This is a genomic window from Ureibacillus sp. 179-F W5.1 NHS (assembly GCF_045369345.1).
Classification (GTDB): Bacteria; Bacillota; Bacilli; order Bacillales_A; family Planococcaceae; genus Ureibacillus; species Ureibacillus halotolerans.
The window spans coordinates 105,482-117,737 of the sequence record NZ_JBIQFG010000003.1; the positions used below are offsets into that span (position 1 = coordinate 105,482).

Consider the following 12,256-nt stretch of genomic DNA (forward strand, 5'->3'; position numbering starts at 1 on the left):
ACTACCATCTTTCTATCATTGTGTCGGTGCTTCTTCATAGTCACAATTTGTACAATGAATTTGAATACCTTTTTTAATTTTTTTCTCTACTAATAATGCACTACATTTTGGACAAGGTCTACTAATTGGCTTATCCCATGAGACAAAATCACACTCTGGATAAGTGTTGCATCCGTAGAATATTCGTTTCGTTTTACTTTTACGCTCTACGATTTCTCCCGTTTCACAATTTGGACATTTTACGCCAATTGGTTTCATAATCGCCTTTGTATTGCGACATTCAGGGAAATTAGAACAAGCCATAAACTTACCATATCTACCTAATTTATAAACCATTGGTGAACCACAGTTTTCACAATCTTCACCAGCTGGTTCATCTTTTATTTCAATTTTTTCCATTACCTCATCGGCATGTTTTAAATGTTTTTCAAATTCTTTATAAAAATCATCAATAATTTTTACCCAGTTGATTTGCCCTTCTTCAATTTTATCGAGATCTTCTTCCATTTTGGCAGTAAACTCGATATTAATAATTTCAGGGAAGAATTCTACCATAAACTGATGAACAATTTCACCAAGTTCCGTTGGGACAAATCGTTTTGCATCTAACTGAACATAGCCCCGTTTTTGAATAACATCCAACGTAGGTGCATAGGTCGACGGACGACCGATTCCTAGTTCTTCCAACTCTTTTACAAGACGAGCCTCTGTAAAACGAGGTGGCGGCTGTGTGAAATGTTGTTTCGGTTCAATTTCTAACGATTTTACCGTATCGCCAACTTCCATTTCAGGCAACAATTTTGTTGTTTCTTCCGATTGGTCATCTGTTCCTTCAATATATAGCTTCATAAAACCAGGGAATTTTACATAGGAACCATTTGCACGGAATTGAACATCACCATTTACTAAATCAACCGAAACAGTGTCTAAAATAGCTGGAGCCATTTGACTAGCGATAAAACGTTCCCAAATTAGACGATAAAGTCGTAATTGATCTCGACTTAACACTTCTTTTAATTGCTCCGGGGATCTCATCACACTTGTCGGTCGAATGGCTTCATGGGCATCTTGAGCATTCGTTGATTTTTTTCCTTGTTTTTGTTCGGAGGCAATATAGTCTTTCCCATACTTCTCGTTAATATAGTTCGTTGCTTCCGCTTTCGCACTGTCGGATATCCGAGTTGAGTCAGTTCGCATATATGTAATTAACCCGACCGTACCTTCTTTTTTGCCTATATCGATACCTTCATATAGTTGTTGTGCTAGCATCATCGTTTTCTTAGCACGGAAATTTAATTTCCTTGCAGCCTCTTGTTGTAGAGAGGACGTTGTGAAAGCAGGCGCCGCATTACGTTTACGTTCCTTTTTCACGACATTTGCTACTTGGAATTCGTCATTTTTCAAACTACTTAAAACAGCTTTTACTTGTTCTTCATTGGAAAGTTTTACTTTTTCTTTGCCATTTCCGAAATATAATGCGTCAAACTGTTTTTTGCCTTTTTCGAAATTCCCTTCAATTGTCCAATATTCTTCCGGAACGAAATTTTTGATTTCCTCTTCTCGATCAATAATCAGTCGAAGGGCTACGGATTGAACTCGTCCTGCCGACAATCCTTTTTTAACTTTTTTCCAAAGAATTGGACTAATGTTATAACCAACAAGACGATCTAAAATACGTCTTGCTTGTTGGGCATCCACTAAATCCATGTTAATCGCCCGAGGATGTTTAAAGGAATCAAGAATGGCGTCCTTTGTTATTTCATTAAATACGACACGACATTCTGAATCCATATCAATATTTAAAGCTGATGCTAAGTGCCACGCAATTGCTTCCCCTTCGCGGTCTGGATCGGCTGCGAGATACACTTTTTTAGCTTTTTTTGCAGCTGATTTTAATTCCTGTAGCACAGGACCTTTACCGCGAATGGTAATATATTTCGGTTTATAATTATTTTCCGTATCGATGCCTGTTTGACTTTTTGGTAAATCAATAACATGACCGATCGATGCTTTTACTGTATATTTTTTCCCTAAATATCTTTCGATTGTTTTTGCTTTTGCTGGTGATTCTACAATCACTAAATAATCTGCCATCTATATACTTCCCCCTTGTAGAGGTAAATTGTTCATATTGAATGCGTTTTAAACGCAGAATGTTTATTCCTCAAAAATAATACCTGTTGCAAAATGTATAACAGTTTTTCTAAGAATGCAACTTTTTTTCAATATTTACCTAAAAACAATTTTAACTCCTCTATAATTTGTTGGCCGTTCCAAATCGGAATTGCTCCTTCTCGTAACAAACTATTGGTACCCTTCGACTGCTCAGAATCAATGGGTCCAGGTACAACAAATATATCCTTCCCATGTTCTAAGGCGTGCTCGGTTGTAATTAATGTTCCACTTTTAAGGGACGCTTCTGTTACAACAATTGCATTACTAATACCGCTAATAATACGATTTCTCATCGGAAAATGCCATTTCTGAACCCCAACATAAGGAGGATATTCTGTTATAAGCAAATGATTTCCTTCCATTTGTTCTGCAAGTTTTTTATTTTCTTTCGGATAAAGGTGGGAAAAACCGTGTCCAAGTATTCCAATTGTTTTACCACCATATTTGATCGTAGTAGAATGAGCTAAACTATCCGCCCCTTTTGCCAGCCCACTAACAATGACAATATTTTGTTCAACTAATGGCGGGATAATACAATTCATTGCTAAAGAGGAATAATTTGTCGCTTTTCTAGAACCAATAATAGCAATCTTAAATGGTTGGGTTAACAATGAAACGTCTCCCTTTGCATATAAAATGGTTGGAGGGTCTGTTAATTGTAATAAATTACTTGGATAATATTTACTGTAATAAGGAATAATTTTTATATTAGCAGAATCGTAGACATTTTTTAAATTCTTTTTTACTACCCTGTGATAACGTGTTAATAGCTTTTCTGCAGAATTTGTCGAAATGATTAATATCTCCGCTAATTCTGTCGGATGGAGTTTGCCGATATTTCGTATAGAACCGAGAGTTTTCGCTAATTTTTGGAATTTGTTTAAAGTGAGAGGATAAACATAATGGAGAGAAAGTAGTTCTTGTGAATACTCCACTTAATCACTCCTTTTATCCATATTCCATAAGTAGTAGGTTTCAAAAAGTTGAGCTGAAGATGCAGGGAAATATACTACTTTGAAGAAGTCCAAATAGCCCCATTCCTAATTAATAAGATAGAAATTCGGCTATTTATGAGGGAAGGCTATTCTTAAAAAACGTGACCGCAAAATAGAAAGGTGTAGCGTGAGGACGCTACACCTTGTATTTTAATTGGTTTTACATTTGTCGTATAGGCCTTTTTCTTTTAACACTTTTATTAAAGTCTCACCAATTACAGATGGTGTTGCAGCGACTTCAATACTGGCATTATTCATTGCCTTAATTTTTTCCTTCGCTGTTCCTTTACCACCTGAAATAATCGCACCTGCGTGTCCCATTCGTTTGCCAGGAGGGGCAGTTTGTCCACCAATAAAGCCAACAACCGGTTTTGTCATGTTTGCTTTAATCCATTCTGCCGCTTCTTCTTCTGCAGTACCACCGATTTCACCAATCATTACGACTGCATACGTTTCAGGGTCATTATTAAATTCACTTAATACATCGATAAAGTTTGTACCATTAACCGGGTCACCGCCTATTCCAACAGCTGTTGATTGACCGATACCCGCTTGCGTTAATTGATGTACAGCTTCATATGTTAATGTTCCGGAACGGGAAACGACGCCGACATGACCTTTTGTATGAATATAGCCAGGCATAATTCCTATTTTGCATTCATCAGCGGTAATCACCCCAGGACAGTTCGGACCAACTAGGCGTGTTTTCTTGCCTTCCATATAGCGTTTTACCTTCACCATATCCAATACCGGAATATGTTCCGTAATACAAATCGTTAAGTCTAATTCCGCATCTACTGCTTCCATAATCGCATCTGCCGCAAAAGGTGCTGGTACATAAATAACCGATACATTAGCGCCAGTTTCTTGAACAGCCTCTTGTACTGTATTAAAAACCGGTACTCCTTCGATTTCTTGTCCTCCTTTACCAGGAGTTACACCAGCTACAATTTTCGTGCCGTATTCTAACATTTGTTTCGTATGGAAAAGAGCTGTTTCCCCTGTAATACCTTGAACAATTACTTTTGTGTCTGCATTAATATAAACACTCATGTATTCTCCCTGCCTTCCTTAACCTACGAGTTCCACAATTTTTTCAGCGCCATCAGCCATTGAATCTGCCGCCACTATATTTAAACCAGATGCATTTAATAATTCTTTTCCTAAATCCACATTCGTTCCTTCTAAACGTACAACTAAAGGTACTTTCAAACCTAGTTGTTTAGCAGCAGTGATAACCCCTTCTGCGATTACATCGCACTTCATAATGCCGCCGAAAATGTTAACAAAAATACCTTTTACGTTTGGATCCGATAAAATAATTTTAAATGCTTCCGTTACTTTTTCTGTTGTTGCACCGCCGCCAACGTCAAGGAAGTTTGCAGGTTTCCCACCGTAGTAACTAATCGTATCCATTGTAGCCATTGCAAGGCCTGCACCATTTACCATACAACCGATATTGCCATCTAACGGAATATAACTTAGATCGTATTTTGATGCTTCGATTTCTTTTGGATCTTCTTCATCATAATCTCGTAGTTCAACAATATCTTTATGGCGATATAATGCATTTGCATCGAAATTGAATTTAGCATCTAGCGCTACGACTTCTTCATTACCAGTTACGACCAATGGATTAATTTCTAGAATGGATGCATCTTTTTCAACAAAGGCTTCATAAAGTCCTAACATTAATTTTGCCGCTTTATTCACAAGCTTTGCTGGTATATTCATATTAAACGCCATTCGTCGAGCTTGGAATGGAAGTAATCCTGTAACAGGGTCGATCACTTCTTTGAAAATTTTTTCTGGTGAAGCTTCAGCTACCTCCTCAATATCCATACCGCCTTCTTCTGAGCCCATTAAAGTAACTCGTGAAGTTGCTCTATCTAAAACAAAACTTAAGTAATATTCTTTTTTAATATCTGATCCTTCTTCAATGTAAAGTCGTTTTACTTCTTTACCTTCCAGACCCGTTTGATGAGTAACTAAAATTTTCCCTAGTAACTCTTTCGCGTAAGTACGAACTTCTTCTAAGTTCTTCGCGATTTTGACACCCCCTGCTTTACCTCGACCCCCAGCATGAATTTGGGCTTTGACAACGATTACATTTGAACCGAGCTCTTTCGCCACTTTTACTGCTTCTTCGGGTGAAAAGGCAACTTTTCCATTTGGAACAGCTACTCCATATTTTCTAAGGATTTCCTTCCCTTGATACTCATGGATATTCATGATACATCCTCCCATCAATCTTGTGGAAATAATTTTGTTAACCATAACCATTCTATACAAATATTCTGATAAAGTCTATATTAGTATTATTTGTATGATATTAGTTATTTTATTACAATATTATCTATTTTATCGCTATCAGTCTATCTATATTTTCTATTTTTTTATAACAATTTTTTATCATTATTCTCTTGATAGTTGCGATCAAGTCTATAAATGAAAGCAAATACTTCAGCAACTGCTTCGTATAATTCTTCCGGTATTGATTCGTTTAAATCTAGATTTCCTAATAGTTCGACAAGATTTTTATCCTCATAAATAGGAACATTATGGGAAGATGCTTTTTCTAAAATATTATCTGCTATCTTCCCTTTCCCTTTTGCAATAACTTTTGGACTTTGTTTTCCTTCAGGATTATAAGAAAGGGCAATAGCCTCTTTTCGAACAAACTTTTTTTCCCTCATATCCGAATATCGACTCCATTTTGACTTTTAGCTTCCTTGCTCTTTTCAATCGTATTAGCTGAAACTAAGCGGGAAACTGTTTTTTCAAAAGGTTTAATAAATATTCCTGAAAGATGATAATTTTTTTCTAAAAGTCCTGTTTTTAACATTTCTTTTAATGGCTCCGCTAATTGCTCTAATTGAGGATGATCATTATATAAATGTAGTGTGATGATACGATTTTGCACTTGCATGTCAACAACCGTTTCCTTTATTGCATCCATATTTAAATAAAATAAAATTCTTGCGTAATTAGCATCAATTTTTCCATTTTCCTTCATGCGACCATTCCACTGGATAGTTGCTTCCGTTTGTTTTCCTAAAAAATGAAGGGGAATTTGCATAATAAGTTGATGTTGATGTCCATTTTCCCCTGAAAGTAGTTGCATCCCATTTAATCTTGAAACAATATTGTCAGCAGCATCTTTTAAAGCTTGAGAGGTTTGCGAATCGTTTATAATCGTTAACAATTGTGGTTTTAATGATTGTACTGCTTCTTGAAAATCTTGAACTTTACTATTGAAAGATGCTTCATAACTCATCCCTAAACCTTTTAAAATCATTTTAAGAGCTTGTTCTATTGCCTTACTATCAATCGCTTTTTGAACCTCTGCTTCTGCTTGAAGAAGCATATTTTGTAATACGGGTTGAGACGATTCATTCATGATTTTAACTAAGTTTAACAACGGAGATGAAGTATTTATCATTTCCGGTTTCAATAAGGATAAAAGTTGATCTTTTATCGTGATACTATTTTGTTCTTTTGAAAAAATAGGCATTGTATTTTCAGAAAAAGCTATAATCAATTGTTTGTGAAGTTGTTGTGCAAACCATTCAACTGTCCCTTTATTTAAAGGGAGGGTTTCAAAACGGGATATTAAATGTTGTAACTCAATTTTTTGGGTGCTTTGCAATTGATTTTGATTCGAAATCCATGATTCAACTTCTTTTACCATTTGAGACATTTCATTTGGTTTAGCATTTACCACATTGTGGATGAGTTGACTTGCAGAAGATTGATTGGAATAATCCGCTAACGTTTTAATTTGCTGAAAGCTTTCTGATATCCAATTTTCTATCGTTGCATTTTTAGGGAAAATTTCCGCCGCTTTTAAAAAATTGACTAATTGAGTCTTTTGAATAGAATTGGCATCAGTTACTAAAGTTTGAATAGCTTTTGATAATACAACACCTCCAGTTTCTAAACTAAAAGGTTTTGAAATTGTTTGTAATTGTTGCATTAATTGGGATTTTACTGAACTTGGAATGGTCTGATTTTCCATTACTAAGGTAGTGAAATTTAAAATGGCATTGGACATCCCAGTCGTTTTACTACCAAAAAGAAATCCTTTAAATATTTCGTTTGTAAAGGGCATTTTCATTTCCACCATTTTTTGTATAGCTTGTAACCCCTCTTGTTTTGAAGTATTTGCAGGTAGATTATTTAACCAATTTTCCGCTTGTATCAATTGTTCTTTTGATAACGGTAGTTGATTTCTTAAAAAATGGGCAACTAATTGTTGCATTTCAGCCGTTTTTGGCAAGTTCATCATTTCAAGTAATTGATTCACTTGCTGGGCTACCGTTTGAGATTGCTGAATTGGACCTGAAACTACTTTTAACTCTGCTTGAGGGTTCATCCCCGTTACTTGAAAAAAATGCGAATCTCCAGCTTTTAAAGGGGTTTCAAGCTTGGCAAAAAATTTCGTTTGCCCAATTTGTACCTCTGCCATTTGATCTGGATATAATTTCTTAATCGTTCCATGAAAAACTTGTCCTTGTTTCAATACGAGGGGCTGTTGTTGTGTACGATTCGTTTGTTGGATTTGTATCGGACTAAACGAGGTGAATGTCATATCGGTAACCTCTCCTTACTTTCCATCATCGATTTAATTGGTTCAAAACTTTTCCGGTGTTCTTTTATCGGCCCATATTGCTTAAGGGCTTCAAGATGTTGTTTCGTTCCATATCCTGCATTTTGATCAAAGCCATATGCGGGATATTGAAGATGAAGCTTTTCCATATATTCATCCCGAGCATTTTTAGCTAATATTGAAGCTGCTGCAATCGATAAACTTTTGGCATCCCCTTTAATAATTGATTGTTGAGGGATATCGATTGGCAAAACAAGGGCATCTACAATACAAAAGTCTGGACGAATTGTTAAACTTTCCACACATTTTTTCATCGATTGTTTTGTTGCTTCGTATATATTGATTTCATCAATGACTTGGGCACTTTGAAAATGAATCGAATAGGCAAGGGCATGCCCTTTAATAATTTGAGCAAATTCCTCCCTTACTTTTTTTGAAAGTTGTTTCGAATCATTGATTCCTAAAAAAGGTTCACAATCCTTTGGAAGAATGACCGCAGCGGTAACGACTGGTCCTGCTAACGGCCCCCTTCCTGCTTCATCTAGACCTACTAACAACTGTTGATCCGAAGACAAAAAGGAACGATCAAACTGTATTTTTTTCTCGTGCTCTTCTCGCTTTTTCTTCTCCTTTTCCCTACGACTAACCCATTGTTTCCAAGCTTTTTGAACTCCAGCCCGCTCATCCTTTTCGATATCCTTCATCCAGCTGGCATAAACTTTCGCAGCTTGTAAAGCTTCCGTAATCTCTTTCACTGTTTTTGTCATATGTATTACACTTCCCTAAATAAATCTATTTTTTATATCGGCATCTTTTATAAACATACAAGAGTTCGATTCAATATGTATTTATACTTACCCATTATTAATTTAACATAGTTGTCATTGTTCTTTCATACTTAGTGAGATTATAATGAAATGGATTGAATGGAGGAGACGATAATATGAAAAAAATATTTCCTCTTTTTGCTAGCATTCTCCTTCTTTTATCCGCTTGTGGAAATGCTACAAAAGATGAACAACATACGGAAGAACATACAGCTGAACATACTGATCAACATCTAGAGAACGATTCAACAACTAGCCACAACCATCTTTCTGGGGACCTTCAAGAAGTGACTGATTCTGTGAAACAATTACCTTCTTTTTTAAACTCCCAACCGGAAGATATTCGACTTGTTTATGAAGTAGCAGGACAAGCTACCGATATATTAGAATGGATTCCTTGTTATTGTGGGTGCGGGGAAAGTGCAGGTCATCGCAATAATTTAAATTGCTTCATTGCAGAAAAACGGGATGATGGATCCGTTGTATGGGATGACCACGGCACTCGTTGCCAAGTCTGTTTAGAAATTGCAGTAGCATCTGTCCAAATGCATCAACAAGGAAAGTCTTTAAAAGAGATACGAAATGCAATTGATGCGACATATGAACAAGGTTACGCAACGCCTACTTCTACGGACATGCCTGCATAATCATTTTTTCTTTTAGCATCTATTACCCAATAATAGCTTAGATAGCACTACTTAAACCACGCTATTGATTTTAAAACAAAAAGGGAACCCCGTTATTTGGGAGTTCCCTTTTAAAGTATTTTATTTACAAAAACCAAATTAATGGACACTGTTAATTGAAGAATACTTATTAGTTCTACTTAAGTATCTTTCAACAACCTTCCAAATACTATAACCTATAAAAGCACCGAGCATATTTAAAATGACATCATCAATATCAAAACTTCCTCTTCTTGTAACTAATTGTATGAATTCAATAACAAATAACAGTAAAAACATAAAAATAGAAAACCCACTTATTATGTTTACTTTTCTTATAAAATATGGAAGATAAATTCCCATAGGTAAAAACAAAATTAAATTACCAAAAAGATTTTTTATAGGTATATCCATATTCATACTTCCATCAAATATAGCCATGATATATGTATTTATTGTTTTGAAGGGAACAATATTAGATGATTTTTTTATATATTCAAACAGCGAAAAATCTGTATATACATAACCTCTCCTTGTCCCTAAAAACAAAGTAACAACCAATGCTAGTAGATAGATAATAAAGCTAATGCTTAGTGCTATTTTAATTACTTTTTGCATGTATCCTCCTTTCCGACCCAATTTCTCTTTAACTATCTAACTAAGGAAAAACTAATCATTCGGGAAATTTTGATAACTATAGTTTATCATTGGTCGTATCCTTAGAAAACAGATAGCTTTATATTCTCATCTTAACGGTTGATTTGGTCTGAAAATTGGAACTAAGTCAAATAATGAACGATACCAACATTGCTTAAAAAAGAACTATCCCTCATTTTTCCATTAAAAGGGATAGCTCTTCGTTTACACAAAGTTCAATTGTAATAGCTTTTAACTTTCAGCTACTGCTTCCTTTTCTAATTGTTCATCAACGATATCAAAGCTTAATTTGCCAAAATGTTGATTGCGTATATCACGAACGATAATTTCTGCCACTTGGTCATAGTCGATTTCTCCACCTGGACCAAATACATTTCTTCGTTTTCCAATATGATCAAAGGTTTCAACTAAATTTTCATGAACAAAGGTAATTCCATAACGTTCTTCCATTCGTTTCGGATAATGGATCGATAAAAAGCGTAATCCGTACACTGCTAAATCTTCCATATTGATAATCGTATCTTTAATGGCACCTGTTAAAGCAAGTTTTAACCCTACCTCTTGATCTTCAAATTTCGGCCATAAAATTCCTGGCGTATCTAGCAACTCTAACTCTTTTCCTACTTTAATCCATTGTTGGGACTTCGTTACCCCAGGTGTATTTCCTGTTTTTGCAATATTTTTCTTTGCTAAACGGTTAATTAATGTTGATTTACCGACGTTAGGGATGCCTACAATCATTGCTCGGATTGCTCTAGGCTTCATTCCTTTTGCTTTCATGCGTGCCCATTTATCAGCTAAAATTTCTTGAGCAGCTTTTGTCACCTTTTGCAGCCCTTTTCCATCTAATGAATTGATAGCAACAGCCATATGACCTTTATTTGCAAAATACTGAACCCATTTATGCGTTTCCGTTTCATCGGCCATATCAGCCTTATTTAAAATGAGAAGTCGAGGTTTTTGATTAATCACCTCGTCAATCATCGGATTTCTCGAAGAAAGAGGTAATCGGGCATCGATTAGTTCAAAAATAATATCAACAAGCTTTAGTTTTTCTTGAACTTCACGTCTAGCTTTCGCCATATGTCCTGGAAACCATTGAATCGTCATGTTGTTTTCCTCCTTATGTAATCTTGATGTTTACTACTTTTTTCTTATGTATCAAAAAGAAAAGGAGATTGCATAGAACCTCCTTCAATCGAAAAATTAATCTACAATTTTCATTTCGCTTAATGGCCAAAATACGATACTTGTATCTCCGATAATTTCATCTTGACTAACAACCCCAATATGGCGGCTATCTTTACTATAACGACGATTATCCCCCATGACAAATACGTATCCTTCTGGCACAACTTCTAAATTTGGATCAATTTCTTCTAAAGTGAAGTCTTGTGTTAGTGTACCCTCAGTTATTTGGGATTTATACTCGTCTAAATAAGGCTCATCAATTGGTTCTCCATTAATATAGAGCTGATCGTCTTTATATTCGATATGATCCCCTGGAAGTCCAATTACCCGTTTAATGTAATCCTTACCTTCTGGTGCATGGAATACTACAATATCAAATCGATCCGGTTCCCCGATTTTATAACCAATTTTGTTTACAATCATTCGGTCACCATTTTTTAATGTAGGCATCATGGATTCACCATCAACGACAATTGGTGTAAAGAATACATAGCGAATAATAAGAGCTATTCCAAAGGCAATAACGAGTGCTTTAATCCATTCCCAAAGTTCATTTTTTTCTTTTTTTGTTTTCTCCACGAGAGAAATCCCCCCATCTAACACTATTTTATTGTAAATGGATGATCTATGACAAGCAAAAAGAAAAGGGAGCTTGCAAACAAGCCCCCTTTCTTAAAAAGTGATTATCGAATTTCTTTAATACGAGCTGCTTTACCACGTAGGTTACGTAGGTAGTAAAGTTTAGCACGACGTACTTTACCACGACGGATAACTTCTAATTTAGCGATTTTTGGAGTGTGTACAGGGAATGTACGTTCAACACCAACACCGTAAGAAATTTTACGAACTGTGAAAGTTTCGCTAATTCCGCCACCACGACGTTTAATAACAACACCTTCGAAAACTTGGATACGTTCACGAGTACCCTCTACTACTTTCACGTGTACACGTACAGTGTCACCAGGACGGAAAGTTGGTAGATCAGAACGAAGTTGTTCTTTTGTAATTTCTGCAATAATATTTGACATTGTTTTTCTCTCCTTAGACAGATGCTCTTGCAGTCCTCTTTGGCCACAGCGGAACACCGTAATTCAGCACTTCATAAAAGAAGCACAGATTGAATATTACCATAAAACT

General features: G+C 35.7%; 12 protein-coding genes. 1 reads left to right on the top strand and 11 read right to left on the bottom strand.

The window, feature by feature from the left end; genetic code table 11:
* Positions 1 to 15: 15 nt before the first annotated feature.
* The 7 genes from topA to ACH0B5_RS02910 form a co-directional block, all read right to left on the bottom strand.
* Positions 16 to 2,094 carry a type I DNA topoisomerase gene (topA, locus tag ACH0B5_RS02880; RefSeq protein ID WP_122970346.1) on the bottom strand — a complete coding sequence of 693 codons (2,079 nt, stop codon included), beginning with the start codon at positions 2,092 to 2,094 and terminating at the stop codon, positions 16 to 18.
* Between the two features lie 128 nt (positions 2,095 to 2,222).
* Positions 2,223 to 3,110 (bottom strand): DNA-processing protein DprA, encoded by an 888-nt coding sequence (gene dprA, locus ACH0B5_RS02885; protein WP_122970345.1) that lies wholly within the window; start codon positions 3,108 to 3,110, stop codon positions 2,223 to 2,225.
* 210 nt (positions 3,111 to 3,320) lie between these two features.
* Positions 3,321 to 4,223: a succinate--CoA ligase subunit alpha gene (sucD, locus tag ACH0B5_RS02890; protein ID WP_122970344.1), complete on the bottom strand. Its 903-nt coding sequence runs from the start codon at positions 4,221 to 4,223 to the stop codon at positions 3,321 to 3,323.
* 18 nt (positions 4,224 to 4,241) lie between these two features.
* A complete protein-coding gene (gene sucC, locus ACH0B5_RS02895) occupies positions 4,242 to 5,402 on the bottom strand; it encodes an ADP-forming succinate--CoA ligase subunit beta (RefSeq protein WP_406927366.1) in 1,161 nt (386 codons plus the stop codon).
* Positions 5,403 to 5,566: 164 nt separating this feature from the next.
* Entirely contained in the window at positions 5,567 to 5,866 is a 300-nt protein-coding gene (locus tag ACH0B5_RS02900; protein ID WP_122970342.1) for an EscU/YscU/HrcU family type III secretion system export apparatus switch protein, read from the bottom strand.
* The gene (locus ACH0B5_RS02905; protein ID WP_406927367.1) at positions 5,863 to 7,761 is read right to left on the bottom strand and encodes a hypothetical protein; all 1,899 of its coding nucleotides are present in this window, start codon (positions 7,759 to 7,761) and stop codon (positions 5,863 to 5,865) included. Before ACH0B5_RS02905 ends, ACH0B5_RS02900 begins: the two co-directional genes overlap by 4 nt.
* On the bottom strand, positions 7,758 to 8,546 hold the full coding sequence (locus ACH0B5_RS02910; protein WP_122970340.1) for a ribonuclease HII: 789 nt from the start codon (positions 8,544 to 8,546) through the stop codon (positions 7,758 to 7,760). The genes ACH0B5_RS02905 and ACH0B5_RS02910 overlap by 4 nt, the downstream gene beginning before the upstream one ends.
* Before the next feature lie 176 nt (positions 8,547 to 8,722).
* Here ACH0B5_RS02910 and ACH0B5_RS02915 point away from each other — a divergent pair, with 176 nt between their 5' ends.
* Positions 8,723 to 9,253, top strand: a complete 531-nt coding sequence (locus tag ACH0B5_RS02915) for a PCYCGC motif-containing (lipo)protein (RefSeq protein ID WP_406927368.1) — start codon at positions 8,723 to 8,725, stop codon at positions 9,251 to 9,253.
* 138 nt (positions 9,254 to 9,391) lie between these two features.
* On the opposite strand, the gene ACH0B5_RS02920 is transcribed toward ACH0B5_RS02915, so the two are convergent.
* The 4 genes from ACH0B5_RS02920 to rplS all read right to left on the bottom strand — a co-directional run bounded on the left by ACH0B5_RS02920 (position 9,392) and on the right by rplS (position 12,147).
* Entirely contained in the window at positions 9,392 to 9,889 is a 498-nt protein-coding gene (locus ACH0B5_RS02920) for a VanZ family protein (protein WP_122970338.1), read from the bottom strand.
* 270 nt (positions 9,890 to 10,159) lie between these two features.
* Complete coding sequence (gene ylqF / locus ACH0B5_RS02925; RefSeq protein ID WP_122970337.1) at positions 10,160 to 11,038, bottom strand: ribosome biogenesis GTPase YlqF; 879 nt, start codon at positions 11,036 to 11,038, stop codon at positions 10,160 to 10,162.
* A gap of 96 nt (positions 11,039 to 11,134) precedes the next feature.
* Complete coding sequence (gene lepB / locus ACH0B5_RS02930) at positions 11,135 to 11,698, bottom strand: signal peptidase I (protein ID WP_122970336.1); 564 nt, start codon at positions 11,696 to 11,698, stop codon at positions 11,135 to 11,137.
* 104 nt (positions 11,699 to 11,802) lie between these two features.
* Positions 11,803 to 12,147 carry a 50S ribosomal protein L19 gene (gene rplS, locus ACH0B5_RS02935; protein ID WP_036171707.1) on the bottom strand — a complete coding sequence of 115 codons (345 nt, stop codon included), beginning with the start codon at positions 12,145 to 12,147 and terminating at the stop codon, positions 11,803 to 11,805.
* Positions 12,148 to 12,256: the final 109 nt, after the last annotated feature.

Bases quoted from the DNA above. Each gene is read 5' to 3' on its own strand.
- topA (WP_122970346.1), bottom strand. From the start codon at position 2,094: ATGGCAGATTATTTAGTGATTGTAGAATCACCAGCAAAAGCAAAAACA.
- sucD (WP_122970344.1), bottom strand. From the start codon at position 4,223: ATGAGTGTTTATATTAATGCAGACACAAAAGTAATTGTTCAAGGTATT.
- sucC (WP_406927366.1), bottom strand. From the start codon at position 5,402: ATGAATATCCATGAGTATCAAGGGAAGGAAATCCTTAGAAAATATGGA.
- ACH0B5_RS02900 (WP_122970342.1), bottom strand. From the start codon at position 5,866: ATGAGGGAAAAAAAGTTTGTTCGAAAAGAGGCTATTGCCCTTTCTTAT.
- ACH0B5_RS02905 (WP_406927367.1), bottom strand. From the start codon at position 7,761: ATGACATTCACCTCGTTTAGTCCGATACAAATCCAACAAACGAATCGT.
- ACH0B5_RS02910 (WP_122970340.1), bottom strand. From the start codon at position 8,546: ATGACAAAAACAGTGAAAGAGATTACGGAAGCTTTACAAGCTGCGAAA.
- ACH0B5_RS02915 (WP_406927368.1), top strand. From the start codon at position 8,723: ATGAAAAAAATATTTCCTCTTTTTGCTAGCATTCTCCTTCTTTTATCC.
- ACH0B5_RS02920 (WP_122970338.1), bottom strand. From the start codon at position 9,889: ATGCAAAAAGTAATTAAAATAGCACTAAGCATTAGCTTTATTATCTAT.
- ylqF (WP_122970337.1), bottom strand. From the start codon at position 11,038: ATGACGATTCAATGGTTTCCAGGACATATGGCGAAAGCTAGACGTGAA.
- rplS (WP_036171707.1), bottom strand. From the start codon at position 12,147: ATGTCAAATATTATTGCAGAAATTACAAAAGAACAACTTCGTTCTGAT.